The 25,862-nt window shown below is 63.9% G+C and carries 24 protein-coding genes; 10 read left to right on the top strand and 14 right to left on the bottom strand.

The window, feature by feature from the left end; translation table 11 throughout:
• Positions 1-253: 253 nt before the first annotated feature.
• Together FFS13_RS07615 and FFS13_RS07610 are read left to right on the top strand one after the other, a co-directional pair.
• Positions 254-3,004: a hybrid sensor histidine kinase/response regulator gene (locus tag FFS13_RS07615; protein ID WP_137818484.1), complete on the top strand. Its 2,751-nt coding sequence runs from the start codon at positions 254-256 to the stop codon at positions 3,002-3,004.
• Between the two features lie 128 nt (positions 3,005-3,132).
• Entirely contained in the window at positions 3,133-3,360 is a 228-nt protein-coding gene (locus tag FFS13_RS07610) for a YheU family protein (RefSeq protein WP_137818483.1), read from the top strand.
• An 88-nt stretch (positions 3,361-3,448) separates the two neighbouring features.
• Here the strand turns inward: FFS13_RS07610 and FFS13_RS20055 are convergent, their stop codons facing one another.
• The 9 genes from FFS13_RS20055 to FFS13_RS07570 all read right to left on the bottom strand — a co-directional run bounded on the left by FFS13_RS20055 (position 3,449) and on the right by FFS13_RS07570 (position 11,777).
• Positions 3,449-3,580, bottom strand: coding sequence for a hypothetical protein (locus FFS13_RS20055; RefSeq protein ID WP_256657846.1), 132 nt, complete (start codon positions 3,578-3,580; stop codon positions 3,449-3,451).
• A gap of 106 nt (positions 3,581-3,686) precedes the next feature.
• Entirely contained in the window at positions 3,687-4,115 is a 429-nt protein-coding gene (locus FFS13_RS07605) for a hypothetical protein (protein WP_137818482.1), read from the bottom strand.
• Positions 4,116-4,259: 144 nt separating this feature from the next.
• Entirely contained in the window at positions 4,260-5,732 is a 1,473-nt protein-coding gene (locus FFS13_RS07600; protein WP_137818481.1) for an inorganic phosphate transporter, read from the bottom strand.
• A 248-nt stretch (positions 5,733-5,980) separates the two neighbouring features.
• Entirely contained in the window at positions 5,981-7,147 is a 1,167-nt protein-coding gene (locus FFS13_RS07595; protein ID WP_256657845.1) for a CynX/NimT family MFS transporter, read from the bottom strand.
• A 115-nt stretch (positions 7,148-7,262) separates the two neighbouring features.
• Positions 7,263-8,072: an SDR family oxidoreductase gene (locus tag FFS13_RS07590; RefSeq protein WP_137818480.1), complete on the bottom strand. Its 810-nt coding sequence runs from the start codon at positions 8,070-8,072 to the stop codon at positions 7,263-7,265.
• A 171-nt stretch (positions 8,073-8,243) separates the two neighbouring features.
• Positions 8,244-8,615 (bottom strand): DUF2784 domain-containing protein, encoded by a 372-nt coding sequence (locus tag FFS13_RS07585; protein WP_137818479.1) that lies wholly within the window; start codon positions 8,613-8,615, stop codon positions 8,244-8,246.
• Between the two features lie 52 nt (positions 8,616-8,667).
• Entirely contained in the window at positions 8,668-8,997 is a 330-nt protein-coding gene (locus FFS13_RS07580; RefSeq protein ID WP_137818478.1) for a DHCW motif cupin fold protein, read from the bottom strand.
• A gap of 123 nt (positions 8,998-9,120) precedes the next feature.
• On the bottom strand, positions 9,121-10,512 hold the full coding sequence (locus FFS13_RS07575; protein WP_137818477.1) for a diguanylate cyclase: 1,392 nt from the start codon (positions 10,510-10,512) through the stop codon (positions 9,121-9,123).
• Positions 10,513-10,856: 344 nt separating this feature from the next.
• On the bottom strand, positions 10,857-11,777 hold the full coding sequence (locus FFS13_RS07570) for a LysR family transcriptional regulator (RefSeq protein WP_137818476.1): 921 nt from the start codon (positions 11,775-11,777) through the stop codon (positions 10,857-10,859).
• 112 nt (positions 11,778-11,889) lie between these two features.
• On the opposite strand from FFS13_RS07570, the gene gstA reads away from it, so the two are divergent.
• From gstA to FFS13_RS07540, 6 genes are all read left to right on the top strand, one after another.
• Positions 11,890-12,492 (top strand): glutathione transferase GstA, encoded by a 603-nt coding sequence (gene gstA, locus FFS13_RS07565; protein ID WP_137818475.1) that lies wholly within the window; start codon positions 11,890-11,892, stop codon positions 12,490-12,492.
• A gap of 69 nt (positions 12,493-12,561) precedes the next feature.
• Positions 12,562-13,641, top strand: a complete 1,080-nt coding sequence (locus FFS13_RS07560) for a nitronate monooxygenase family protein (RefSeq protein WP_137818474.1) — start codon at positions 12,562-12,564, stop codon at positions 13,639-13,641.
• A 510-nt stretch (positions 13,642-14,151) separates the two neighbouring features.
• Positions 14,152-15,720 carry an ABC transporter ATP-binding protein gene (locus FFS13_RS07555; protein ID WP_137818473.1) on the top strand — a complete coding sequence of 523 codons (1,569 nt, stop codon included), beginning with the start codon at positions 14,152-14,154 and terminating at the stop codon, positions 15,718-15,720.
• 34 nt (positions 15,721-15,754) lie between these two features.
• Positions 15,755-16,834, top strand: a complete 1,080-nt coding sequence (locus tag FFS13_RS07550) for an ABC transporter permease (RefSeq protein ID WP_218568605.1) — start codon at positions 15,755-15,757, stop codon at positions 16,832-16,834.
• A 1-nt stretch (position 16,835) separates the two neighbouring features.
• Complete coding sequence (locus FFS13_RS07545; RefSeq protein ID WP_137818472.1) at positions 16,836-17,768, top strand: ABC transporter permease; 933 nt, start codon at positions 16,836-16,838, stop codon at positions 17,766-17,768.
• A 104-nt stretch (positions 17,769-17,872) separates the two neighbouring features.
• Complete coding sequence (locus FFS13_RS07540; RefSeq protein WP_137818471.1) at positions 17,873-18,970, top strand: BMP family ABC transporter substrate-binding protein; 1,098 nt, start codon at positions 17,873-17,875, stop codon at positions 18,968-18,970.
• Positions 18,971-19,027: 57 nt separating this feature from the next.
• Here the strand turns inward: FFS13_RS07540 and FFS13_RS07535 are convergent, their stop codons facing one another.
• The 4 genes from FFS13_RS07535 to FFS13_RS07520 all read right to left on the bottom strand — a co-directional run bounded on the left by FFS13_RS07535 (position 19,028) and on the right by FFS13_RS07520 (position 22,718).
• Positions 19,028-19,426, bottom strand: coding sequence for a group 1 truncated hemoglobin (locus FFS13_RS07535; protein ID WP_137818470.1), 399 nt, complete (start codon positions 19,424-19,426; stop codon positions 19,028-19,030).
• A gap of 220 nt (positions 19,427-19,646) precedes the next feature.
• Positions 19,647-21,305 carry a cation acetate symporter gene (locus FFS13_RS07530; RefSeq protein ID WP_137818469.1) on the bottom strand — a complete coding sequence of 553 codons (1,659 nt, stop codon included), beginning with the start codon at positions 21,303-21,305 and terminating at the stop codon, positions 19,647-19,649.
• Positions 21,302-21,616 carry a DUF485 domain-containing protein gene (locus FFS13_RS07525; protein ID WP_137818468.1) on the bottom strand — a complete coding sequence of 105 codons (315 nt, stop codon included), beginning with the start codon at positions 21,614-21,616 and terminating at the stop codon, positions 21,302-21,304. Before FFS13_RS07525 ends, FFS13_RS07530 begins: the two co-directional genes overlap by 4 nt.
• Before the next feature lie 253 nt (positions 21,617-21,869).
• Entirely contained in the window at positions 21,870-22,718 is an 849-nt protein-coding gene (locus FFS13_RS07520; protein ID WP_137818467.1) for a glycine betaine ABC transporter substrate-binding protein, read from the bottom strand.
• A gap of 419 nt (positions 22,719-23,137) precedes the next feature.
• Between FFS13_RS07520 and FFS13_RS07515 the strand changes: the two genes are divergently transcribed.
• On the top strand, positions 23,138-24,691 hold the full coding sequence (locus tag FFS13_RS07515; protein ID WP_137818466.1) for a beta (1-6) glucans synthase: 1,554 nt from the start codon (positions 23,138-23,140) through the stop codon (positions 24,689-24,691).
• A gap of 64 nt (positions 24,692-24,755) precedes the next feature.
• Here the strand turns inward: FFS13_RS07515 and FFS13_RS07510 are convergent, their stop codons facing one another.
• Positions 24,756-25,127: a hypothetical protein gene (locus FFS13_RS07510; protein WP_137818465.1), complete on the bottom strand. Its 372-nt coding sequence runs from the start codon at positions 25,125-25,127 to the stop codon at positions 24,756-24,758.
• Between the two features lie 194 nt (positions 25,128-25,321).
• Here FFS13_RS07510 and FFS13_RS07505 point away from each other — a divergent pair, with 194 nt between their 5' ends.
• Positions 25,322-25,810, top strand: coding sequence for a GNAT family N-acetyltransferase (locus FFS13_RS07505; protein ID WP_137818464.1), 489 nt, complete (start codon positions 25,322-25,324; stop codon positions 25,808-25,810).
• Positions 25,811-25,862 lie beyond the last annotated feature (52 nt).

The following is a 25,862-nucleotide window of genomic DNA, read 5'->3' as shown; positions in this document are numbered from 1 at the left end:
CCAGCCCAAGCGCTTTGCCTGGCGCAAGCTGAGCCGCGCGCGACACAGCAAGCCCAAGCGACCGCCTCGAGGAGCGCTTCAGTCCGCAACTGGAGCACGGCGTGCTAACCCTCGGCAGCCTGATTGCCCCCCGATCGAGCAAGGTAAAAACGTCACTTGATGGCCGGCCGGCGTAAGGGCACAGTGCCAGACAAAAGCCGAGGGGAGCAGCACCCTTAACCCCTCCAGATAACAACAATAATGAGGTTTACGGATGCCTCGAATTTGCCTGGCGTTGCTGCTGCTCCTACTCACCGGGCAGGCTTGGGCCTGGCTGCCCGCCCCGCTGAATCAGGATGAACTGCGCCTGTCGCTCGGGCCTTACCTGGGCTACCTGGAGGATCACCACGGCAGCTTCACCCTCGAGGAGGTTCGCGCCCTGCCTGATACGGACTTCCGAGCGGTCAGCGGCGATCACGCCAACCTCGGCAAGAACGGCTCGGTCTGGTGGTTCAAGGTGCCGTTGCTTAACAGCCGTGCCCATGACTTAGCCGGCTACCTGGAAGTCAACTACCCGCTGCTCGACGACCTGCAGGTCTACCTGCTCACCCCGGACGGCCGCCTGCGACAGCAGGAAAGCGGCGACCGCTTCGCCTTCTCGCAGCGGCCGGTGCAGGTGCGTAATTTCTGGTTTCCAGTCAGCCTGCCGGCAGGCGGCAGCACGCTGCTGATCCGCGTGGAAACCACCAGCACGGTATTCGTCCCGCTGTTCTTCAGCACCTACGGCGCCAGCGCCGCCGCCCAGGAAAACCTGATGGGCGCGAATGGCGCCTTCTATGGCGTGCTGTTCGCGATGTTCTGCTACAACCTGTTTCTGTTTCTATCGCTGCGTGAGCCGGCGTACTTCTGGTATCTGATTTACAGCCTGAACATCGGCCTGTTCGCCGCCTCCTTCGATGGCAGCCTGTTCAAACTGCTGCCCGAGCAGGTCGCCCTGCAATCGGTGAGCATCTACATCCTGATGTTCCTGCACTGCTTCAGCGCGACCCAGTTCAGCCGGCATTTTCTGCATACGCGGCAGTATTTCCCGCGCCTCGATCTGGCCCTGCGCCTGTTTATGCTGGCCATCTTCGGCTGCCTGGTGTCGCTGCCGCTGATCGGCCTGCAGGCCTGGAACATCCTGGCCAGCCTGACCGTGCTGGGCGTCTCCTGCATCCTCCTGCTCAGCGGCGCCTATGTCTGGCGCCAGGGTCTGCGCTATGGCTCCTACTACATCCTGGCCTGGGGCATTCTGCTGCTCTCGTTCATCATCGCCACCAGCGGCTCTCTGGGTCTCGAGTTGTTCGGTCTCTACGGCGCGGCGGTGGTCAAGGTGGGCGTCACTATCGAGCTGATCACCCTCTCCATAGGTCTGGCCGATCGGATCAATCGGCTCAAGGAGGAAGGCTTCCGCTCACGCCAAGCCGCCGAGCAGTCGGAGATCGAGAATCAGGCCAAGAGCCGCTTCCTGGCCAAGATGAGCCATGAGATCCGCACGCCGTTGAACGGTGTGCTGGGCATGCTGCAACTGCTCAAGAGCACGCCGCTGGACCGTAGCCAAGGCTTCTATGTCGACACCATCGCCAGCTCGGGCAGCTCACTGATGGCGGTGATCAACGACATTCTCGACTACGCGCGGATCGAGTCCGGCAAGCTGAGTCTGGAACATATCGACTTCGACCTCGAAGTGCTGCTCTCCGAGACCCTCAGCCTGTTTACCGCCCAGGCCCTGGAGAAACAGCTGCACCTCTACGTCGGCCTCGAAGGCGGCGTACCGCGACGCATCCAGGGTGATCCGACGCGGCTGAAACAGGTATTGATGAACCTCTTGAGCAATGCCCTGAAGTTCACCGCCGAAGGTCATGTGGCCGTCAACGTCTGCCGCCGGAGCGACAGCCGGGGCGCAGCGCATCTGATCTTCGCCGTCAGCGACAGTGGCATCGGCATTCCCGCGGCGGCGCTGACCCAGCTGTTCGAGTCCTTCGCCCAAGGCGATTCCAGCACCACCCGCCATTACGGCGGCAGCGGCCTCGGCCTGGCCATCAGCAAGGAACTGGTGGAAATGATGGGCGGCCATATCCAAGTACAGAGCACGCCTGGCCAAGGGACCCGCTTCGCCTTCGATATAGCGCTGCCCGACGGCGACGAACACTTCGATGAGTTGAGCCAACTGCTCAAGGGCCGCACCGCCCTGCTCGCTTCGCTGGACGGCCTCGGCCTCGATGCCCTCAGCCGCCTGCTCGGGCGCTGGGGCATGCGCACCGAGCGCTGCCAAAATCCGCAGCGCCTGCACGACTACCTCGACGATTTCGCCGTCGCTCCGCTGCTGGTGTTGATGGCACCCTGGCCTGGCAGCGTAGCGGGCTGGCTGGACTCGCTGCGCCCCCGCCTGCAGCCCGGCCAACGCGTACTGCTGCTGTGCCCACCCGAACACTGCCCACAACTGCCGGCCAGCGGCGGCCTGCGCCTGCTCAACCTGGCCCAACCGCTGGCCGTGACGCCCTTGCGCGAGGCGCTGCTGGAGCTTTACCAAGAACGCCGAGCAGAATCACGCCCGCCAAGCGGCGAAATCCGCAACGCTAGCGGCGCGACGCCGTGCCTCCTGGTCGCCGAGGACAATCCGGTGAACCAATTAGTGGTGCAGGGCTTCTTGAAGAAACGCGGCTACAGCGTGCGTCTGGTGAGCAACGGTCTGGACGCCGTCAGCGAATACCAGCGCGACCCCGCCGCCATTCAACTGATCCTGATGGACTGCGAAATGCCCAAGATGGATGGCTTCGAGGCCACCCGGCAGATCCGCCGCCTGGAGCGCAACCAGCAGCTGACGGCGGTACCGATCATCGCGCTAACCGCGCATATCCTCGACGAACACCGGCAGCATGGCGCCGACGCCGGCATGGATGACTTCCTCGGCAAGCCACTGGACAGCAAGCTGCTGTACAGCACCCTGGATCGCTACCTGCTTAGCCAGCCGCTGGAGACCTAGGCTCCCATCTGGTTAATCCGTTTATCTATCGCGGTATCTGTAGGCTGGTGCAGAGCGAAGCGAAACCCAGCATGGCCAGCCAAACCACGGCGCGTTAGCATCGCCGCTGCGTTTTGGAGAAGTGCCCCGTGTTAATCCCCCAGCAGCTGTTAGAAGCCGACACCCTCACCCGCCTGATCGAAGACTTCGTCACCCGTGACGGCACCGACAATGGCGATGAAACCCCGCTAGAAACCCGCGTTTTGCGCGTCCGTCGCGCCCTGGATAAAGGCGACGCGGTGATAGTGTTCGACCCGGAAAGCGAACAATGCCAACTGATGCTGAAACGGGAAGTGCCGCGGGAGTGGTTGGACTGACGGGATTGCAAACCCCGCAGGCTGGGTAGACTGATAGCGAAACCCAGCCTGGCCAAGCTGGGCTTCGGCGCATGCGCCTCTACCCAGTCTACGATTGGGAGAAACGCGGCCCCAGCAGAATGACGCTCGCGCCCAATACACAGAGCGCCGCCCCCAACCAGCCACTTTTGCCCATCCGCAGCCACAGCCAAAAGGCATAGCAGCCGGCGATCTCGAACAAGGCGGCGAGGCAAAACTACAGGTAGTTGAGCATCCAGCGCTCTCTTGGTTAATTGCAATTTAGCGGCTGGGCATGGCGCAGGCCTTGCCCAGCGAAAGGTCCAGCCCTAACCGCGTAAGCCGCCCTCGCGCTCCCAGGCGCAGCGCACGCGCAAACCCTCTTCCTGGGGGCTGTGAAAGCCCTTCTCCGACTCCCAGCGAAAGGTATGGGTGCCGTTCAGCTCGGTTTCCAGGTGGACGACCGCGCTGCCCCAGTACAAACGCTTGAGCAGCGCCTCGAACTGCTCGACCCACAGGCTCCACTCGTACTCCACCGCACGGTAGCTGGCACCGAAGTGGATCACCTGCGTCTGGTACAGCCCTTCGCCTGCGTGCTCGCAAAAAGAAAACATCTCCCGCCCCAGAAACGGCCAGGCCTCCCCCGCGGGTAAAGCATTCAGCTCACGGCGGTTGGTCACCCGGCGCAGGCGCCGCTGCTCCGAGTCAGTGGACGGCCAGTCGCGGATACAGCCATAGACGATGGATTCGGACTCCACGCGGGCACTCCAGGAAATGAAGGCAGCCTTCTAACACAGGGCAAGGGCCTGGGGAAACCTCTGCCTTATCAGGCTTGAGCGCCCATCCACACCGCGCGCAGAAAAAAGCCCCGCAGCAGGCGAGGCTTTTTTCAACGCTTCGATTTACCCGACCAGTCTGGTCGCCAGCCAGAACAAGCCCGCCGACAAGGCCATCGCCGTCGGCAAGGTCAGCACCCAGGCCAGCAGGATGTTGCGCACGGTACCGCCCTGCAGGCCGCTCTTGTTCGCGACCATGGTGCCGGCGACACCCGAGGACAGCACATGGGTAGTCGACACCGGCAGGCTGAACACGTTAGCCAGGCCAATGGCGCAGGCCGCGGTGATCTGCGCCGCCATGCCTTGGGAGTAAGTCATGCCCTGCTTGCCGATCTTCTCGCCGACGGTCAGCACCACGCGCTTCCAACCGACCATGGTACCGATCCCCAAGGCCAAGGCGACCGCGAGGATGACCCAGAACGGCGAGTATTCGGTGGTGGCGGTCAGATCCTTGCGCAGCTTCTCCAGGTCGGCCTTCTCGCGCTTGTCCAGGCCTTGCAGCTTGCCGACCTTCTTCGCCGTATCGTCCAGGCACAGCAGATAACGGCGGACCTGAATACGGGTATCCGCCGCCAGGCTGTGATAGTCCTCGACGCCCTTCAGGTCATTCAGCAGTCCGGCGATGGTCGACTCGGTCAGTTTGGCGTCGCAGCGGAACTTCTTCGGCAGCTCGGTCGTGTGATTCTTGCCGAGGGCCAGGTATTCGCTGAGGGTCGCGCTGTTGCGCTCGTAGAACTGGCTGAGATGCAGGGTGGCATCGCGGGTCCGTTCGATCTGGTAGGTGGTGCTGTTCAGATCCAGCACGAACTGGGCCGGCACTATGCCGATCAGCACCAGCATGATCAGGCCGATGCCCTTCTGGCCATCGTTGGAGCCATGCACGAAGCTCACGGCCATGGCCGAAAGCACCAGCACCAGCCGGTTCCAGAACGGCGGATGCTTCTTGTCGTCGAGCTCGCGACGCTGTTCCGGGGTCTTGTGCATCTTCGACAGCGGCCGCCACCACTTCAGTGCCAGTAGCAGCAGCGCGGCGACCATGAAACCGGCGGCCGGCGAGGCGACCAGGGAGATGCCGATATCGATCGCCTTCTGCCAGTTGACCCCATCCGCCAGCGGGATATCGGTAATCAGCGCATTGGCCAGGCCGACGCCGAGGATCGAGCCGATCAGGGTGTGCGAACTGGAGGCCGGAATGCCGAAGTACCAGGTGCCCAGATTCCAGGCGATGGCCGCGGCCAGCAGGGAGAACACCATGGCCAGGCCGTGACCGGTATCGACATTGATCAACAGCTCCACCGGCAGCAGATGGACTATGGCATAGGCCACGCCGACGCCGCCGAGCAGCACGCCGAGGAAATTGAACAGGCCAGAAAGCATCACCGCCAGGTGCGGCGGCATGGCTTTGGTATAGATAACCGTGGCCACCGCGTTGGCGGTGTCATGGAAACCGTTGATGAATTCGAAGGTGAGGACGAAGGCCAGGGCGAGTAGCAGGCTCGCGACGACCCAGGCATCAAGCCCGCTGAAGAATTCGAACATGAAGGTTTTATGACCGGAGCTGAAGGGGGCGCGATTATGCCAGATAAAGCCTGTGAGCAAATCCACAAACTGCTGGTTGGTGAAGCTGGCAGACCAACTCGCGCCCTGTATTTCGCAGGCAACAGCTTAAGACTGAGGCTTACGAGCCGTTGCTAGGGCACCTCAAAAACGCCTTGGCGTCTCGACGCCTCGAGGTTAACCGCAGCCAAAGCGCTGCGTTGGCCAGGGTTGCACTTAATTCTAGGCAGTCAGCACGCCTTGCCCGGCCGTGGGCGCAACTGCCAGGCCAGACCGCTCATCAGCAACGCCAGGCCCGTCAGTACCATAAAGGGCAACTGATAATCGCCGGCCAGATCGCGGCCGAGGCCGGCCAGAATCGGCGTCAGACTCGCCATGCTGTAACCGGCACAGAGCATCATCGCGGTCCAGCGGCTGACGGCCAGCGGCGTGTGCGCATCGTACAACGGCAACACCAGCGACAGGGCGAAGGAGCCGCCGAGGCCGAAGCCAATCAGCACCGCCCACAGCTCCGGGACGAAGGTCGGCACCAGGCTGATCATGCCCAGGCACAAGGCCGAGCACAGCCCGCAAAGCAGCAGCAGTTGGTAGCGGCAATCGAGGCGCTGCGCTAGCCAGGGCAACAAGAAGGAGCTGGGCAAGCCGACCAGCATCGAGATGCTGAACAGCGTGTTGCTGCGCAGCAGGGATAAGCCGGCCTCGTGGTAGCGCGCCACCACCCAGGTTGCCAGGGCATAGAACAGCCCGGCCTGAATGGCGAAGAAGCAGCTGATCAGCCAGGCCCGCGACTCGCCCCACGGCAGGCCGGAACCGCCGCCGACTTCAGCGGCGCTTTCCGCCCGGTTCGGCAGGCGCAGCCAGAACACCAGCCCGAACAGCGCCGGTAACGCCCAGATGGCCAAGCCATAGGTCCAGCGATCGGCCAATAGCTGCGTGGCTGGCGCCGTCAGCACCGCGCCAGCCGCACCGCCAATCGCCATGCTGAAGGAGTACCAGCCGACGGCGTGGCCGATATGCTCGACGAAATGGCGTTTGATGAAGCCGGAGAGCAAAGGTCCGGCCACGGCGATGCCGGTGCCCAGGAGCACCGCGCTGCCGATCAGGATCGGGCTGGCCTGCCCGGCCAGACGCATGAGCAAGGCCGCCGCGATCAAGCCGAGGCACAGAGCGATGGTCCGTTCCAGCCCCAAGCGCAGCGCCAGCCGTGGCGCCAGCGGGGCCAGCAGGCCCATGCACAGCACCGGTAAGGCGGTGCTCAGGCTGATCAGCCCGCGGCTGAGGGCGAGTTCGCGGGCGATGCGCTCGATCAGCGGGGCAAGGGAGGTGATGCCGGGGCGCAAGTTGATCGCAGCCAGCACCAGGGCCAGCAACAGCATGGCCCGGGATACGGGTTTCACAGAGTTTTCAACACAGTAGCGGCCAAGCGGGCCGGAGGATCAACCCTACTCCCCCGGCCCGAGCCAGGACAAGCCCGGCCCAGGTCAAAGTTGACCAAACGGACAATTTATCCCATTAACCCTGTTTGCTCTTGGCGCGCATCTTCTCGGCCATAGTGGCCATCTCGTCGTAGAGCAGCTGCGGGTTCTTCTGTTTCAGCGCCCAGGCCATGCGGCCTTGCTCATGGGGCAGGATCATGAATTCGCCCTTGGCGATCTCCTGGTAGATGTAGTCGGCGATATCCGCCGCGCTGATCGCCGAGCCCTCCAGCAGCTTGCCTACCTGCGCCTTGATCGCCGGGGTCGGGCCACGGAAGGAATCCAGCAGGTTGGTCTGGAAGAACGACGGGCAGACCACGTGCACGCCGATCTCCTGCTGCTTCAGCTCGCTCAGCAGGCTCTCGGAGAGCGCCACCACGCCGGCCTTGGCCACGTTGTAGTTGCTCATCGCCGGGCCCTGCATCAGCGCCGCCATGGAGGCGATGTTGACGATCTTGCCCTGGCTGCGCTCGAGCAACGACAGGAAGGCCTTGCAGCCCTTGACCACGCCCATCAGGTTGATCGCGATCTGCCAGTCCCAATCCTCCAGCGACAGCTCGCTGAAGAAGCCGCCGGAGGCCACGCCGGCGTTGTTGACGATGATGTCGATGCCGCCCAGCTTCTCTTCGCAGGCCTGCGCCAGCGCGGTGAGCTGGCTGTAGTCGCGGACGTCACAGCGCTGGGTGAAACCATCACCGCCGGCTTCGCGGACCAGTTGCAGAGTTTGCGCCAGGCCCGGCTCGCTAACGTCGGACAACGCCAGTTGCCAACCTTCGCGCGCCCAACGCAGGGCGATTTCGCGACCCAAGCCGGAACCCGCGCCGGTAATCATCATGCGGTTTTGCATAGTGAGGTTGCCTTGTATGTGCTGTGGTAGATGGGCCGCAGTGTAGCGAAGGCACTAGTGCAGCCCACGCACCATTAGGCTGCTGAATGACCGAGGCAAACCGCACCAGCGCCTCGCCATGGCTAAGGTAAAGGCCCCGTAGCCTTATCCGCCCACAGGGTCATGCCGCGTTCAACGCCTGCGCTTGCGCAGCACTAGCGCCAACCGCAGGTAAACCAAGACATTCAGCACAACCACCAAGCCGCCCAACCACAGTTGCAGTTGCACCGTCAGCCCGCTCGGGTAGATGAGCGGGATCAGGTAATGCTCGACGAAACCACCGCTATAGCCAGCCTGACCGGCGGCGCGGCGCAGGCTGTTCTCCCACGGCGTCAACGGACAGACCAGATGAAAAAACTCCACCACCGCCCCCCAGCACACCGCCGGCAGATGCACCCAGGCCAGCGCGTGCCATCTCAGCACCAGCAGCCCTCCGCCCAGCACGAAGAGAATAAACAGCAGATGAGTCAACACCAGCGCATCGGCGCCCAGGCGGTAGATCATCCCGCTGCCCTGCCCTGCGTGCTGAAGCGCTTAGCCGCCATCGGTTAGCCCCTCAATCCAGCACAAACAACTTGGCGCCGAGCGTGGTAGAGGAGCGATGCGGCTCGGCATTATCCGCGACCTGATAACTCATGCCCGGTTTGAGCACAAAGCGGCGACCATCCTCCAACTCGGTCAGCAACTCGCCCTCCAGGCACAGCAGGATATGGCCCTTCACACACCAGTGGTCGGCCAGATAGCCCGGCGAATACTCGACCATCCGCACCCGCAACGGGCCGAACTGGCAAGTCCGCCAATGGGCCACGCCAGTTTCGCCGCGATGCTCGCTGGGTTCCACGGCCGACCAATCGGTGGTGCCGAAGGGGATATCGCTCAGTTGCATAGGGCCTGCCTTAGGGTTTGCTGATTATTGAATAGGGGGTCAGTCGCTAAGCCGGGCATGCTCGGCCAACTCGACCTCGATAAAGGCCGCGATCCTCGCCCGATGCAGCGCCAGCCCCGCTCCCTAGAGCTCAGATGGGGACAACTCCTGATCCGCCTCGACCCGGTTGCGGCCCGCGGTCTTGGCTCGATAGAGCGCTCGATCGGCGGCCTGCAACAGACTCTCCGCCGAACTGTCGGCCTTGGGTACCAGAGTGGCGATGCCCAGGCTCAGGGTGACGTAGCTGGCGGTTGCCGAGTCGATATGTTCGACCTTCAGCTCATACACGGCGTTACGCATGGCCTCGGCCAAGGCATAGGCGCCTTCGGCCGAGGTGTCCGGCAGGATGATCACGAATTCTTCGCCGCCGTAGCGGGCGACCAGATCGGGCGGACGCCGCACCCGGGCGTGGAGCCGCGCGGCGACCCGTTGCAGGCAGCGATCGCCGGCCTGGTGGCCGTAGTGATCGTTGTAGGCCTTGAAGTTGTCGATATCGGCCATGATCAGGCTGAGCGGGCTGCCCTGGCGTTGCGCGCGCCGCCACTCCAGGCTCAGGGTGCGCTCGAAGCCGCGGCGGTTGGCGATTCCGGTTAGCGGGTCCTGGGTCGCCAGCAGTTCGAGTCTGTCGTTGGCCGAACGCAGGTCGACTTCCACCTGCTGGCGCTCGACGATTTCCCGTTCCAGGGCCCGGTTGATCGAGCTCATCTCCTGGCTGAGGCATTGGGCTTTCTCGCTGGCGCGGTGCAGGCGGCCGATCACCAGGGCGAGCAGGGTGGAGAACAGGGCCAGGATGCTCAGGGTGACGACGGCGGTTTCGATCAGCAGTGGACGGGCGCTGAGCCCCGCGCTGTCGAGTGGTTGATCGACTTCGAGGATGCCGCGTACATCGCCGACCTTCCAACCGCTCCGGGGGGAATCGGGATGGCTATTGTGACAGTCGACGCAGGCCGGGCGCATGAGGTCGGCCGTGGCGTAGCGCAGCACCAGTTGATCGCCCTGGCGTTCGAAGCGATAGAACGGCTGCTCGGGGTCGGCTTGCAGGGCTTGCCAGGCCTGCCGGCCGAAGTCGTCCTTGAGACCGCCCTCCTGCGCACGCCAGGGAAAGGGGTAAGGGCTGTACAGCCTGGTGCTGACGCCGGAACCGTGCTGGCCCAGGCGGTTGCCGAGCAGCATGCTCAGGGTCGCGGGCAAGGGAATGGCCTGGGGCGTGGCCTGGTAATCGTGGGTGACGCTCATGCCGTAGGCACGGGCGCGGGCGACCACCTCGGAGGCGTAGAGGCTGCGGAACTCGCTGAGAGTGGCCGTATACAGCTGGGCGCTCTTGAGGGCGGCGTTTTGCTGCTGCTGGCTGAATATCTGGTGCAGGCTCCAACTCAGGCCGGTCAGGCTGAGCAGGAGTATCAGCGCCATGCCGAGCACGGCATGGCGCTGGAAGAGGTCGAGGGCTCGGTCCAGCCAACGGGGTGGGGAAGGCATCGTGCGTTCGGCGTCCTGGGTTGGGGGGAGGCGCGTGCTCAGAGTATAGGAATAGCCAGCATCCTTGCATCGGTCATGGCTTCAGATTAATGCCGGGCGGCGTCTTTCTGGATGCTCTGCCCCGGATGCTCGGCTTCCCTCTCGGGCGTCAGGGCGTTCTCGACGTCTTGCCCTCCGCACGCATGCGCATAATGCCGCTGGCTGCCGGTCTAGGCAGTCGATCTGGGCGCGGAGCTCTTCCTGCGAGGAGCCAGTAACAACCCTGTTCATGGAGAATTGCTTAAGTGAGTCGGCAAGCAACTTTATAAGGCATTGATTGAGAGGCGCAGGTAAGCACAGGCGCCTTATGCGCGGCAGTCGGCCAGCGCCTCCAGCAGAAAGTCGACGAAGCTGCGCACCCGCAGCGAGAGATGCCGGCCATGGGGGTAAAGCAGCGTGAAGGGCCGGGAGCGGCCGGCGAAGGGCTGCAACACCTCGACCAGAGTACCGCGGCGCAACTCCTCCTCGACGATAAAGCCATAGGTCTGCAGCAGCCCGGCGCCGCTACGCGCCAGGGTCACGCCGCCCAGCAGATCCTCCGCACAGCAGTAGCCGCCGGCGGTGACCAACTCCAGCTCCTTGCCGTCCCGGCGGAACGACCAGGGAATCGGCTTGCCGCTGCTCGGCAGCAGGAACTGGATGCACTCGTGCTCGGCCAGTACCTCGAGGCTAGCAGGCACCCCGGCGCGCTGCAGATAGGCCGGCGCGGCCACCACCAGCAGCGGCGCATCCTCCAATTTGCGCGCGATCAGGCTCGAGTCCGCCGGCACCCGCGCGCGTATCGCCAGGTCGAAACCCTCGCCGACGAAGTCGACATTGCGGTTACTCAGGTGCACCTCGACAGTGACCTTCGGGTAGCGCGCGCGGAACACCGGCAGCAGCGGCAGTACCCGATAGTGGCCGTAAGGCGTGCCCATGCTGATGCGCAGCAGCCCGGCCGGGGCCGCCTGCTGACCCGACACCTCGCGCTCGGCCTCGACCAGTTGCGCGAGCGCCTGCCGGCACTGCTCGAAATAGGCCTGGCCGCCTTCGGTCAGGCGAATCTGCCGGGTCGTGCGCACGAACAGGCGCACGCCCAGCCGAGCCTCCAGGCGCGACACCGAGCGGCTCACCGCCGCCGGGGTCACGCCTGCGGCCAGGGCGGCGGCGGTAAAGCCGCCCAACTCGGCGGCCAAGCAAAACAGTTCCATGCTGCCCAGCAGCACTCCACCCAACTGACGCCCCATCTATTAGTTACACCCTGTATCAAGTGAATTGAGTTAGGCGCTGTTTATTCGCCTGGAGATTATCAATAACCTAAACCGCAGCGTACATCCACATCGACAGAGGGAACTCACCATGAAGCTTTACTACTCCCCCGGCGCCTGCTCGCTGGCCCCCCACATAGTGCTGCGCGAAGCCAAGCTGCCCTTCACCCTCGTGCGGGTCGACATCAAGACGCACCAAACCGAGCACGGCGCCGACTATTACCGGATCAACCCCAAAGGCTATGTACCGCTGCTGGAGCTGGATAGCGGCGAGCGCCTGAGCGAAGGGCCAATCGTCGCCCAGTACATCGCCGACCAGGCTGGCAATCATGAGCTGATGCCCGAGGCCGGTAGCCTGGCGCACTACCGGGTGCTGGAATGGCAGAACTACATCACCTCGGAACTGCACAAGTCATTCGGCGCACTGTTCAACCCCGCCCTGGACGCGGCGACCAAGGCGGTCTACAGCGCCGCCCTGGCGAAGAAGTACGCCTGGGTCTGCGAGCAACTGCACGGCAAGCAGTACCTGACCGGCGACAACTTCAGTGTGGCGGACGCGTATCTATTCACCGTGACGAACTGGGCTCCCCATGTCGGGCTCGATCTCTCGGACTACCAGGACCTGCAAAGCTACTTGAAGCGAGTCGCGGCGCGGCCCGCCGTGCGCGAGGCGCTGGAGGTCGAAGGCTTCTGACCCCGCAACAGCCCCGCTCCGGCCCAAGCAGGGCCGGAACCCACTCAGATCAATGGAAGAGATCCCCCCATGTGGAAAAGCACTGAAGTCTCACGGCGCCTGAACCTGGCCGCACCGATCATTCAAGGGCCCTTCGGCGGCGGCCTGTCCAGCGTCGAGTTGGTCGTCGCCGTCTGCGAGGCCGGCGGTTTAGGCTCCTTCGGCGTGCATCACCTCGCCGGAGCGCAGATCAGGGAAGTCGCCCACAACATCCGCTCACGCACCCAGCGCCCGTTCGCCCTCAACCTGTGGATACCCTTCCAGGACAGCGAACACCCTAGCCTCAGCGCTGAAGAATTCGCGCGCAACGTCGAGCGGCTGACGCCTTACTACAACGAATTGGGTATGCCCCCGCCGGTACGCCCTGAACGCTTCACGCCGAGTTATGCGGAACAAGTCGAGGCCGTGTTGGAGGCCCGCCCGGCGGCCTTCAGTTTCGTCTACGGCGTGCCCTCGGCCGAAGTGCTGCGCCGCTGCCGCGAGCTCGAGATAGTCACCATCGGCGCCGCCACCACCGCGGACGAGGCGCTCGCGCTCGAGCGGGCCGGGGTCGACCTGATAGTCGCGACCGGCTTCGAGGCCGGCGGGCACCGGGTCTCCTTCCTGCGCGCCGCCGAACACTCGCTGACCGGCACCTTCGCCCTGGTGCCGCAGGTGGTCGATGCGGTCAAGGTTCCGGTCATCGCCGCCGGCGGCATCGCCGACGGCCGTGGCATAGCCGCCGCCTTGGCCCTAGGCGCCCAGGGCGTGCAGATCGGCACGGCATTCCTGGCCTGCGCCGAGTCAGCAGCCAGCGAGGTGCACCGGCGCATGCTGTTCAGCCCGGAGGCGAAACACACCGCGCTGACCCGCGCCTTCAGCGGCCGGCTGGCCCGCGGCATCCGCAACCGCTTTATCGATGAGCTGAGGGCGGAGGAAGCGAATCTTCCCCAATACCCCGTACAGAATTGGTTCACCGGGGCGATCAAGGCGGCGGCGATCGCACAGGACCGGGCCGACTTGATCTCGCTCTGGGCCGGCCAGGCGGCGCCCTTGCTGCGCCACCGCGATGCCCAGGCGCTGATGCAGGCGCTGCTGGAGGAGGCTTCGGCAGTGCTCGACAGGGCTTAGATCAGGGGGCCAGGCCTGGCCCTGCCCCCCCCCCGGCGAGCCGCCTTGTCCGCCGCGGCACGGCCTAGTCGCGCTCGGTTCAGTACGTAGGGTGCGCTCTGCGCACCAGTTGCAGCGGGCATTGGTGCGCACAGCGCACCCTACGAAGCCATGCCGTCGAGTCGATATTTCTAAGACCGAACCTAAGCGCTCCCCCGCGCTTGGCGTCCCTAATTAGGCAATCCAACGCTCGGCTTCTGCGCGAATACCGCTATCTTTTCAGAGAGTCGCGAGCGTCCCGGTGCGCGTCCCGCCTGGCACCTTGTTTACATATCAACGTTAAATTGTTCACAACAAGTTGCACAGTTTTATCGAAACGTAGTACACAACAGCACGCTCCCGCGCATCACTCGCCGGGCAGCGGGTGGGCACCTCGAAGGGAGCAGCGGCGGACACCGCGCCGAATCCCCCAAGGCGCCGAGCCCGGCTCGTCAGAGCTGCTAAGGTCACCGCAGACAAGGAGAAAACTCAATGCATGAGTTCGCTGCAGCCACACCCGATACGCTGCCTAGGTTGACCTTGAAAGGCATCTGTAAGGTCTATCCCACGGTCGTCGCCAACGATGGGATCGACCTGTGCGTCATGCCCGGCGAGATTCATGCCGTGCTGGGCGAGAACGGCGCCGGTAAATCGACGCTGATGAAGATCATCTACGGCGTGACCCGCCAGAGCGCCGGCGAGATGTTCTGGGAGGGCCAGCCGGTCGTGGTGGAAAACCCGGCCCATGCCCGCAGCCTGGGCATCGGCATGGTGTTCCAGCACTTCTCGCTGTTCGAGACCCTGACCGTGCTGGAAAACGTCGCCCTGGCCCTGCCGGGCAACCCCGATTTGCCGGATCTGGCCCGCCGCATCGAGTCGGTCTCCACGCGCTACGGCCTGCCGGTCGATCCCCGTCGGCATGTGCATGCGCTGTCTGTCGGCGAGCGCCAGCGGGTCGAAATCGTGCGCTGCCTGCTGCAAAACCCGCGGCTGCTGATCATGGACGAACCGACCTCGGTGCTCACCCCGCAGGCGGTGCGCGTCCTGTTCGAGACCCTGCGCCGGCTGGCCAGCGAAGGCTGCTCGATCCTCTATATCAGCCACAAACTCGACGAAATCCAGGAGCTGTGCCACAGCGCCACAGTGCTGCGTAGCGGCAAGGTCACGGGCGCCTGCATCCCCTCCCAGGAGACGCCCAAGAGCATGGCGCGGCTGATGATCGGCAAGGATCTGCCGGCCTGTGTCCACACCGCGGTCCAGGCCGGCGGCGAGGTCCGGCTGAAACTGGCGGGGCTGTCGCAGGCCTCGCCCGATCCGTTCGGCACCGATCTCCAGGACATCCAGCTGGAGGTGCGCTCCGGCGAGATAGTCGGCATCGCCGGGGTCTCGGGCAACGGCCAGGCCGAGCTGTTGGCGGCCATTTCCGGGGAGACCCCGCTGAGCGAGAAAGACCAGGTGCAGATCTGCGGGAACCCGGCGGGACGCTTGCCGCCCGACCAGCGCCGACAGATCGGTCTGTGCTTCGTGCCGGAAGAGCGCCTGGGCCGCGGCGCAGTGCCGAGCATGGCGCTCAGCGACAATGCCATCCTCACCGCCGCCACCGCAAAGGCCCTGGTCAAGCGCGGGCTGATCGATTTCCGCGCCGCCAAGGCCTTCGCCCAGGAGTGCATCGAGCGCTTCAACGTCAAGTGCGGCGGGCCGGCCGCGCAGGCCAGATCGCTGTCCGGCGGCAATCTGCAGAAGTACATCATGGGCCGCGAAATCCTCCAGGCCCCCAAGCTGCTGGTCGCCGCCCAACCGACCTGGGGCGTGGACGTGGGCGCGGCGGCCTTTATCCGCCAGCAGATCATCGACCTGCGCAACAGCGGCTGTGCCGTGCTGGTGGTCTCCGAGGAGCTGGATGAGCTGTTCGAGATCTGCGACCGCATCGCGGTGATCGCCAAGGGCCGGCTGTCGCCGAGCCGGGCGTCGGCCGAGACCTCGGTAGAAGACATAGGCGTGTGGATGAGCGGCATGTGGCCGGGCGCCGAGAGCGCGCCAGCAGCGACCCACCATCAATAAACCAGCCATCAATAACAAGGGAAAGCGAGCCATGTTGTCCTTCACGCTTGAAACCCGCCCCGAAGCCTCGCGCACCATGAGCTATCTGTCGCCGTTGATTGCGGTGGCACTGACCGTGCTCGGCGGGCTGCTGTTGTTCTCCGCCTTGGGTAAAGACCCGGTCGAAGGCTTCCAGGTGTTCTTCCTCAATCCGCTGCGCCACTGGTACGGGGTGGCCGAACTGCTGCTCAAGGCCATCCCGCTGATGCTCATCGCGGTGGGCCTGGCCATCGGCTTCCGGGCCAATGTCTGGAATATCGGCGCGGAAGGCCAGTTCATCCTCGGCGCCTGTGCGGCGACGGGAGTGGCGCTGGCCTTAGGGAACCACAGCGGCCCACAGGTGCTGCTGGCGATGGTCGTCGCCGGGGCGCTCGGTGGCGCGGCCTGGGCGGCGATCCCGGCGTTCCTGCGCACCCGCTTCAACGCCAATGAGATCCTGGTCTCGCTGATGCTGGTGTACGTCGCCCAGTTGCTGGTGTCCTGGCTGGTGTTCGGGCCCTGGATGGACCCCGAAGGCTTCAATTTCCCGCAGAGCAAGATGTTCTCCGAGTCGGCGCTGCTGCCGATGCTGGTCGAAGGCACGCGGCTGAACCTGGCCTTAGTGATGGCGCTGGGGGTGCTGGCGGTCGGCTATGTGTTTATGCAGAAGAGCTTTCTCGGCTTCAAGATGCGCGTGGCCGGCGAGGCGGCGGATGCGGCGCGCTATGCCGGCTTCTCGGCCAAGCGGATGGTCTGGATCGGCTTGCTGGCGGGCGGGGCCAGCGCGGGCCTGGCCGGCATGGCCGAGGTGGCCGGGCCCATGGGCCAGCTGACCGACAAGGTCGCCAGCGGCTACGGCTTCGCCGCCATCATAGTGGCCTTCGTCGGGCGGCTGAATCCCATCGGCATCTTCTTTGCCAGCCTGTTGATGGCGCTGCTGTTTCTCGGCGGCGAGCAGGCGCAGCTGTATCTGAGCCTGCCCTCGTCGATCTCCAAGGTGTTCCAGGGCATGTTGCTGTTCTTCCTGCTCGGCTCCGACCTGTTTATCAACTACCGGCTGCGCGTGCGGCTGACACTGGCCAAGGCGGGAGACTGAGATGGAGCAGAGTCTGATTACCTCGATCCTGTTCGCCACCCTGGTGGCGGGCACGCCGCTGATCATCGTGGCCCTGGGCGAACTGATCACCGAAAAGGCCGGGGTGCTCAACCTGGGCGCCGAAGGCACCATGGCGATGGGCGCGGTGGCCGGCTTCGCCGCCACCCATTACACCGGCAACCCCTACCTCGGGGTGCTGGCCGGCATGGCCGCCGGCGTGCTGATGAGCCTGCTGTTCGGCCTGCTGACCCTGACGCTGATGGCCAACCAGGTGGCCTCCGGGCTGGCGCTGGCGATCTTCGGCGTCGGCCTCTCGGCCTTTATCGGCAAACCCTACGAGTCGCTGACCCTGCAGGCCGTGCCGGCGATCCGCATTCCGCTGCTGGCCGATATTCCGCTGCTCGGGCCGGCGCTGTTCAACCAGCAGTCCTTGGTCTACTTCTCCTGGGCCCTGCTCGGCGGCGTGCTCTGGTTCCTCCACAAGAGCCGCGCCGGACTGATCCTGCGCGCCGTCGGGGAATCGCCTTCCTCGGCCCATTCGATCGGCTATTCGGTGATCGGCATCCGCTACCTGGCCACCACCTTCGGCGGCGCCATGGCCGGTATCGGCGGCGCCTTCCTGTCGGTGTTCTACACCCCGTTGTGGGTCGAGGGCATGGTCTCGGGCCGCGGCTGGATCGCCCTGGCGCTGGTGGTGTTCGCCACCTGGCGGCCATTGCGGGTGATGGCCGGGGCCTACCTGTTCGGCGGGGTGATGATCATCCAGTTGTTTATCCAGGGCTCGGGCCTGCAGATCGATGTGCCGTCGCAGTTCCTCTCGGCGCTGCCCTATCTGGCCACCATCCTAGTGCTGGTGCTGATTTCCCGGAACCTGCAGAGCATCCGGCTGAATTCACCCCAATCGCTCGGCCAGCCCTACCGGCCGGACGCTTGATCCAGCGGCGGGCCGTGAAAGGGGGGCGGCCCGCCTTGCGCAAGACTCCCCCAATAACAAAAAACGGCTTACCAGCCAGCGCAATTAGGCAAGGAGAGGAACTGATGGGTAATCGCAGACATTTCATCAAGGCAGCGGGTGGCATGGCGGTGGCGGCGGTGTTCGGCGTCGGCCTGTTCGGTCAGGTGCAGGCGGCCGATCCGCTCAAGGTTGGCTTCGTCTATATCAGCCCGATCGGCGACGCCGGCTGGACCTACCAGCACGATCAAGGGCGCCTGCAGATGGAACAGGCGCTGGCCGGCAAGGTGGAGACCAAATACATCGAAAACGTGCCGGAAGGCGCCGACGCCGAACGGGTGATCCGCGAGTTGGCCAGCAGCGGCTACACGCTGATCTACGCCACCAGCTTCGGTTACATGAACTACGTCGATCGCGTCGCCAAGCAATTTCCGAACGTCACCTTCATGCACGCCACCGGCTACAAGATGGGCAAGAACTTCGGCAACTATAACGCCCGTTTCTATGAGGGCCGTTATCTGAATGGGGTGATCGCCGGCAAGCTGAGCAAGTCCAATGTCATCGGTTATGTCGCCGCCTTCCCCATCCCCGAAGTGGTGATGGGCATCAACGCCTTCGCCCTCGGCGCCCGCAGCGTCAACCCCAAGGCCGAAGTCCGGGTGATCTGGGCGAACAGCTGGTATGACCCGGGCAAGGAGCGCGAAGCCGCGCTGACCCTGATCTCCCAGGGCGCCGACATGCTCACCCACCACACCGACTCGACCGCGGTGGTGCAGGCCGCCGAGGAAAAGGGCGTGAATGCCTTCTCCTACCATTCGGACATGGCCAAGTACGGACCCAAGGCGCAGCTCTCCGGCACCACTCACCAATGGGGTGACTTCTACACCAAGACCACCAGCGCCGTGTTGGATGGCAGCTGGAAGCCGGCCTCAACCTGGGGCGGCGTCAAGGAGGGGATGATCAAGATAGTGCCGCTCAACCCGTCCGTTCCGGCCGAGGTGAAGGACCTGGTCACCAAGTTGGAAGGCGAGATTCAGGCCGGCACGCTCCACCCCTTTACCGGCCCGGTCGTGGACCAGGACGGCAAGACCCGCGTCGCCGCCGGCCAGGTGATCACCGATACCGATCTGAACAAGATGAATTACTTCGTGCAAGGCGTAGCCTCCAAGCTGCCGCAGAAGTAACCCGGGCCAGTACCAAGCAAAAGGCCAACCTGTCGGTTGGCCTTTTGCTTGGCGGCTTCATCCCTCGCCAATGACGATGTCGCCGTAGGTGCTCTGGACAATGGCTTTCAGCTCCGCCTGCTCGCCGGCGGGCACCTTGAACTTCTCCAGCGTCTGCTGGAAGTCATCCATAAAAGCCTCCCACTCTGTGGGCGTGATGTTCAGGTGCCGATGAGAGTCCCGCATCGAGCGTCCGCTATAGTGCTGCGGTCCCCCGCTAGCCCAGCCGACCATTTCGGTCACGAGATACTTGAAGCCGGCTGGCGGCACCTTGTGATGGGCTTCGTTCACGGCCGGATTCGCATTCAGGCGGGGGTCCGCCATGACACGGTCGATAAAGTCATCGACCACGACCGCAATGCTGTAAATCCCGCCCAGGCGCTCGTAGAGGCTGGGTTGAGGTTGCTGGGTTGCCATGCCTGTCTCCTTTCGCGTGTTGGGTTTTTGCGTAACCAACGCTTCGTAAGCTGCCTAACGGCCACTGCATCGACGGGTTGGGCTGAAGTGGCCTCCCGCACAAGGTGCATCCCTGCGAGCTGCTTTGAGGCTAGCCCGCCCCTGAGCGCCGGGCAAAAACCACTCGTCCAAATAAAAAAGGGCAGCCCGCGGGCTGCCCAATCACTCAGAGAGTCGCTGCTTAGTGCGCCGCGGCACCGCTGGCACCCAGGCCGGTTTGCGAGCGGACGAATTGCGGCAGGAAGCGTGCGCGCTCATCGGCAGCGGCAGTGGACTTGTCCGTAATGGAGAAGAACCAGATACCGGCAAAGGCCACGATCATCGAGAACAGCGCCGGGTACTCGTACGGGAAGAGGGCCTGGGCGTTACCCAGTACCTGCACCCATACGGTTGGGCCGAGGATCATCAAGCCCACTGCGGTGACCAGCCCCAGCCAGCCGCCGATCATGGCGCCACGGGTGGTCAGGTTCTTCCAGTACATGCTGAGGAACAGCACCGGGAAGTTGCAGCTGGCGGCAATCGAGAACGCCAGGCCGACCATGAAGGCGATGTTCTGCTTCTCGAACAGGATACCCAGGCCGATGGCGAGTACGCCGAGGGCAATGGTGGTGATCTTCGAGACGCGCAGTTCATCCTTCTCGTTGGCTTTGCCCTTCTTGATCACGCTGGCGTAGATGTCATGGGACACCGCCGAGGCACCGGCCAAGGTCAGGCCGGCCACCACCGCGAGGATGGTGGCGAACGCCACCGCCGAGATGAAGCCGAGGAACAGGCTGCCACCCACGGCATTGGCCAGGTGCACCGCGGCCATGTTGTTGCCGCCCAGCAGGGCACCGGTCGCATCTTTGAACACCGGATTGGTGCTGACCAGCAGGATCGCGCCGAAGCCGATGATGAAGGTCAGGATGTAGAAGTAGCCGATGAAACCAGTCGCATAGAACACGCTCTTGCGGGCTTCTTTGGCATCGCTCACCGTGAAGAAGCGCATGAGGATGTGCGGCAGACCGGCAGTCCCGAACATCAAGGCCAGGCCGAGGGAGATCGCCGACACCGGATCTTTCACCAGCGCGCCGGGGCTCATGATGGCCTGACCTTTGGCGTGCACTTTCACCGCTTCGGCGAACAGCGTGCCGAAGTCGAAATTGACGTGCTTCATCACCATCAAGGCCATGAACGAGGCGCCGGAGAGCAGCAGCACGGCTTTGATGATCTGCACCCAGGTGGTCGCCAACATGCCGCCGAACAGCACGTAGAGCACCATCAGGATACCGACCAGGATCACCGCGACCTGGTAGTCGAGGCCGAACAGCAACTGGATCAGCTTGCCGGCACCGACCATTTGCGCGATCAAGTAGAACGCCACCACCACCAACGAACCGCTGGCGGACAGGGTGCGGATTTCTTTCTGCTTGAGGCGGTAGGACGCCACGTCGGCGAAGGTGTACTTGCCGAGGTTACGCAGGCGCTCCGCGATCAGGAACAGAATCACCGGCCAGCCCACCAGGAAGCCGATCGAGTAGATCAGGCCGTCGTAGCCGGAGGTGAACACCAGGGCGGAAATACCCAGGAAGGACGCCGCCGACATGTAGTCGCCGGCAATCGCCAGGCCGTTCTGGAAACCGGTGATCTTGCCGCCGGCGGCATAGTGGTCGGCCGTCGAGTTATTGCGCTTCGAAGCCCAGTAGGTGATGAACAGGGTGGCGCCGACGAAGGCGACGAACATGACGATGGCCGACACGTTCATCGGTTGGCGTTGGACCTCGCCGGTCAGCGCTTCGCCAGCCCAGAGGGCCGGGGCACAGGCGAGCAAGCCCAGGGTGGCAAGCAGACGCGCGATCATTTCTGCACCTCATCCAGAATGGCCTGGTTCAGATCGTCGAATTCACCGTTGGCACGGAAGACGTAAATGCCGGTCAGGACGAAGGCCGAGACGATCAGCCCCACCCCCACCGGAATGCCCCAGGTCGTGGTCGAACCCGGGCTGATCGGCGTACCGAAGAGTTGCGGATCGAAGGCGATGACCAGGATGAAGGCCACATAGAGGCCGAGCATGATGGCTGAGAGTATCCAGGCGAATCGCTCGCGTTTGGCTACCAGTTCTTTGAAGCGCGGACTCTGTTCAATCCGCCGGTAGATGCTGTCGTTGCTCATTTTGTTGTTGTCCTCCGCAGCACGGGTTGCTGGTGAGGTCACTCTAGAGCGGCTAGGCCCACGCGACAGACGACCTTAGTCTTAGTTGAGACCATAGTCTTAGTCGAAGGCAGCGCCTGCGGCGCAGCGGCAAACACCGCACAGGCAACCAAAAAAGCCGCTCAGTGCAGGCACTGAGCGGCTTGGTGGTCACGCTTCGGAAGTCAGTGGGCCTATAGCCGCCCGACTCCCTGCAGGTGTTCAGCGGCCGGTGTTACAGCCACTCCTTGACCCGATCCGGGTGCTCGCTGACCCACTTCTGCGCCGCCGCCGCGGGCTTGGCGCCCTCTTCGATGGCCAGCATCACTTCGCCGATTTCGCTCGGCGTCCAGTTGAATTTCTTCAGGAACGCCACCACGGTCGGCGCTTTGGCCTCCAGGCCCGGGTTGGCAATGCTGTCGACGTGCTCGGCGGCACCGTAGACGCCTTTCGGATCGTCGAGGAAGCGCAGTTGCCACTTGGCGAACATCCAGTGTGGAATCCAGCCGGTGACGGCAATGGGCTTCTGCGCCTTGATCGAACGCGCCAACTCGGCGGTCATGGCGCTACCGGAACTGGCCTGCAGCTTGTAGTCCAGACCATAGTCCTTGATCGCCTGATCGGTCTTGAGCATCACGCCCGAGCCGGCATCGATGCCGACGATGCGCCCGGCGAAGCCGTCCTTCTGCGCCTGCAGGTCACCGATGCTCTTGGCCGTGACGTACTCCGGCACGATCAGGCCGATCTTCGCGTCATTGAAGTTCGGGCCGAGGTCGACCACTTGATCCTTCAGCTTCTCGTAATAGGGTCCATGGGTAACCGGCAGCCAAGCCGACAGCATGGCGTCCAACTGACCTTTCGCCACGCCCTGCCACATGATGCCGGTGGCTACTGGCATCAACTTCACCTCATAGCCGAGTTGCTGTTTAATCACCTCAGCCGCCACATGGGTAGTCGCCACGCTGTCCGACCAACCCTCCACATAACCGATCTTGAGGGTCGGTTTATCCGCTGCTGCCGCCAAGCCAGTACTAAGTGCAAGTGCCAGGCTGGCACCGATCCCCAATAGCCGTCGCATTTTCATTGTTTTTTCCCGAAAGTAGCGCGCCCGATCGATGTCGAGCAGCTGGAGTGGTGTTTTCGTTTGGGATTCGCCCCCGTCACGCCCTAAACAGACCCTGCCCTCATCAGTGGAGTACTGATGGGTCGATATTCGACTCGAAGCCAAACCGCACCTGCTCTGATAGCGACCTCAAGCCAGCGAGAAGCGACATTCGCCCAGCGGATCGGGAAATCAAAAGACCTATGCCCCTTAGCAGCGACTATAGGCGTCGTACATAAACGCGTTTCCTTCGCGGCTGAGCGTGCCACGCGCGGTCGAGGCCAACGAGATATCCAAAGCTACAACGGTGGCCTGCGCGGCAATGGTCGCCTGCGCGGCTATGCGCGAAACGCCGGGAATGCAGGTAAGATGCGCGGCTTTGCTCCCAGACGCGCCTGATCATGCCCGCTACCGCCCGCTTCCCCGCCTTACCCTATGTATTCGCCTGTCTGCTCGCCCTGTTTGCCCTCGCCGGGCTCTGGTATGGCCTCGGCCAGCCAGTCGTGCTGCCGGATGCGGCGACGCCGACGCACAAGTTGCAGTGCGCCTCTTACACGCCGTTCGACAAGGATCAGTCGCCCTTCGACCAACCTTTCGCCCTGCGCCCGGAGCGGATGGATGCGGATCTGGCGCTGCTGGCCACGCGCTTCCACTGCATTCGCACCTACTCCATGACCGGCCTCGAAGCCATTCCCGCGCTGGCCCGCAAGCATGGTTTGCAGCTGATGCTGGGCGCCTGGGTCAACGGCAACCCACTGGACACCCAGAAAGAAGTCCAGGCGCTGATCGAGTCCGCCAACGCGAATCCTGACGTCGTACAGTCGGTGATAGTCGGTAACGAGACCCTGCTGCGTAAAGAAGTCACCGGCGCCCAACTGGCAAAACTGATCGGCCAGGTCAAGGCTCAGGTCAAACAACCGGTGACCTACGCCGACGTCTGGGAGTTCTGGCTGCAGCACCCGGAAGTCGCGCCCGCCGTGGACTTCCTGACCATCCACCTGCTGCCTTATTGGGAAGACGACCCGGCGGGAATCGACGAGGCCCTGGCCCACGTCGCCGAGATCCGCCAGGTGTTTGGCAACAAATTCGCCCCCAAGGACATCCTGATCGGCGAAACCGGCTGGCCCAGCGAAGGCCGTCAGCGTGAAACCGCGCTGCCGAGCCGGGTCAACGAAGCCAAATTCATCCGTGGCTTCGTCGCCCTGGCCGAGCAGAATGGCTGGCACTACAACCTGATCGAAGCCTTCGATCAGCCCTGGAAGCGCGCCAGCGAAGGTGCCGTGGGTGGTTACTGGGGCCTGTTCGATGCCGATCGCCAAGACAAGGCCGTCCTCGCCGGCCCGGTCTCCAACCTGCCGAACTGGACTGTCTGGCTGAGCGTTAGCGGGCTGATCTTCCTCGCCACCCTGCTGCTGGCCGGGCGCCCGGCCTCCACCCGTGCGGCCCTGATCTTGCCGCTACTGGCCGCCCTCGGCGCCGCCTGCATCGGGCTCTGGGGCGAGTTGGCGCGGGTCACCAGCCGCTTTGCCGGTGAATGGCTGTGGGCGGCGTTCCTGGTCGGTTTGAATCTTCTGGTACTGGCCCATGCCGCGCTGGCGCTGTCGGCCAAAGTGGGCTGGCGCGCCCGCCTATTCGCCTGGCTGCAAGCACGCGGCGGCTGGTGGCTGGCCGCCGCCGGCTTCGCCGGTGCGGTACTGATGCTCAGCCTGGTATTCGACCCGCGCTACCGCAGCTTCCCGAGCGCGGCGCTGTTACTGCCGGCCGTGGTGTACCTGTGCCGCCCGGTAGCCGGCCCACGCCGTGAAATCGCCGTGCTGACCTTGCTCATCGGCGCCGGCATCATCCCGCAGCTGTACCAGGAGACCCTCGGCAACCTGCAAGCCATGGCTTGGGCGCTGGTCAGCGTACTGCTGGTCGCGGCGCTGTGGCGCAGCTTGCGCGTCAGAACGGCGTAACTTCAGCTGATCGGCGAAACAAAAAAGGGATGACTCCGTCATCCCTTTTTTCTTGCCCGCGGGTTCAAACCGCTGGACGTGGCGCCCGCACCAGCCGCAGCGCGGCGATCACCACGGCAAACACCGCCAGACTGGCGCTGTACAGCACCAACGCCGGCAACGCGAACAGCAGCGCCAACACCGCCAGCCCCCGACCCAACCGGCCCGGCACAAAGAAGGCCACGACCGCGCCGCTCAATGCCGCCCAGGCGATCACCCGAAAGTGGATCAGCAATCCCAGCCCGGAGCGCACCTGGCACTCCCAACGCTGCGCCTCATCCACACACAGGCCGACCCACTGGCCATCCTCCATCAGCGCAAAACGCAGCCCATAGCTGGCGGCCAACCACAGTGGCAGAGCAATCAGCAGCGCGATCAAGGGCAAACGGCGGGACATGGGGCTCTCCGATGGATGAAAACGGCGCCCAGCATAATCGCCCACCCGCCGTATGCAAGCCTAAATCCACACCTCCATACCGGTTCGGCGCTGGCGGATCGATCGGCTCGGGCACTTGCCCCGCTACATTAGCCCGCTTGCCGGTAAGGGCTCGAACACGGCAAGCTCAGGCACCTACCACGAAAGGAATCCGTATGTCCCGCATTCAGCTACGCCCCGCCCAACGCGACGACATCCCACTCATCCTCAGCTTGATCCGCGAACTCGCCGAGTACGAAAAACTCAGCGCGCAGGTCGTCGCCGACCCGGCGCAGATGGCCGACCACCTGTTCGGCCCACGGCCGTTTGCCGAGGTGCTGATCGCTGAACTGGATGGCGAGCCCGCCGGTTTTGCGCTGTTCTTCCACAATTATTCGACCTTCCTCGGCAAACCCGGCATCTATCTCGAGGACCTCTACGTGCGCAACAGCGCCCGCGGTGCGGGACTGGGCAAGGCACTGCTGGCAGAGCTGGCGCACTTGGCCGTGAGTCGCGGTTGTGGTCGCCTGGAATGGTCGGTGTTGGATTGGAACGAACCGGCCCTCGGCTTCTATCACCGCCTTGGCGCTCGCCCGCTGGACGATTGGACGGCCTATCGCCTGAGCGGTGCCGCCCTGACCGAACTGGCCCAGCACGCAGGCTAAAGCTGCATCTGGGCACTCACGAGGCTTGCCGTTGTCCTAGCCAGCGTATTCA

Source organism: Pseudomonas sp. 2FG (genome assembly GCF_005502935.1).
In the GTDB taxonomy this organism is placed as follows: Bacteria; Pseudomonadota; Gammaproteobacteria; order Pseudomonadales; family Pseudomonadaceae; genus Aquipseudomonas.
The sequence above is the reverse complement of the archived record's forward strand: the minus strand, read 5'-3'. Positions and strand labels throughout refer to the sequence as shown.

Excerpts from the sequence above, each read along its gene's own strand:
- FFS13_RS07615 (WP_137818484.1), top strand. The coding sequence starts at position 254 with ATGCCTCGAATTTGCCTGGCGTTGCTGCTGCTCCTACTCACCGGGCAG.
- FFS13_RS07600 (WP_137818481.1), bottom strand. The coding sequence starts at position 5,732 with ATGTTCGAATTCTTCAGCGGGCTTGATGCCTGGGTCGTCGCGAGCCTG.
- FFS13_RS07590 (WP_137818480.1), bottom strand. The coding sequence starts at position 8,072 with ATGCAAAACCGCATGATGATTACCGGCGCGGGTTCCGGCTTGGGTCGC.
- FFS13_RS07585 (WP_137818479.1), bottom strand. The coding sequence starts at position 8,615 with ATGATCTACCGCCTGGGCGCCGATGCGCTGGTGTTGACTCATCTGCTG.
- FFS13_RS07580 (WP_137818478.1), bottom strand. The coding sequence starts at position 8,997 with ATGCAACTGAGCGATATCCCCTTCGGCACCACCGATTGGTCGGCCGTG.
- FFS13_RS07575 (WP_137818477.1), bottom strand. The coding sequence starts at position 10,512 with ATGCCTTCCCCACCCCGTTGGCTGGACCGAGCCCTCGACCTCTTCCAG.
- FFS13_RS07570 (WP_137818476.1), bottom strand. The coding sequence starts at position 11,777 with ATGGGGCGTCAGTTGGGTGGAGTGCTGCTGGGCAGCATGGAACTGTTT.
- gstA (WP_137818475.1), top strand. The coding sequence starts at position 11,890 with ATGAAGCTTTACTACTCCCCCGGCGCCTGCTCGCTGGCCCCCCACATA.
- FFS13_RS07560 (WP_137818474.1), top strand. The coding sequence starts at position 12,562 with ATGTGGAAAAGCACTGAAGTCTCACGGCGCCTGAACCTGGCCGCACCG.
- FFS13_RS07555 (WP_137818473.1), top strand. The coding sequence starts at position 14,152 with ATGCATGAGTTCGCTGCAGCCACACCCGATACGCTGCCTAGGTTGACC.
- FFS13_RS07545 (WP_137818472.1), top strand. The coding sequence starts at position 16,836 with ATGGAGCAGAGTCTGATTACCTCGATCCTGTTCGCCACCCTGGTGGCG.
- FFS13_RS07540 (WP_137818471.1), top strand. The coding sequence starts at position 17,873 with ATGGGTAATCGCAGACATTTCATCAAGGCAGCGGGTGGCATGGCGGTG.
- FFS13_RS07535 (WP_137818470.1), bottom strand. The coding sequence starts at position 19,426 with ATGGCAACCCAGCAACCTCAACCCAGCCTCTACGAGCGCCTGGGCGGG.
- FFS13_RS07530 (WP_137818469.1), bottom strand. The coding sequence starts at position 21,305 with ATGATCGCGCGTCTGCTTGCCACCCTGGGCTTGCTCGCCTGTGCCCCG.
- FFS13_RS07525 (WP_137818468.1), bottom strand. The coding sequence starts at position 21,616 with ATGAGCAACGACAGCATCTACCGGCGGATTGAACAGAGTCCGCGCTTC.
- FFS13_RS07520 (WP_137818467.1), bottom strand. The coding sequence starts at position 22,718 with ATGAAAATGCGACGGCTATTGGGGATCGGTGCCAGCCTGGCACTTGCA.
- FFS13_RS07515 (WP_137818466.1), top strand. The coding sequence starts at position 23,138 with ATGCCCGCTACCGCCCGCTTCCCCGCCTTACCCTATGTATTCGCCTGT.
- FFS13_RS07510 (WP_137818465.1), bottom strand. The coding sequence starts at position 25,127 with ATGTCCCGCCGTTTGCCCTTGATCGCGCTGCTGATTGCTCTGCCACTG.
- FFS13_RS07505 (WP_137818464.1), top strand. The coding sequence starts at position 25,322 with ATGTCCCGCATTCAGCTACGCCCCGCCCAACGCGACGACATCCCACTC.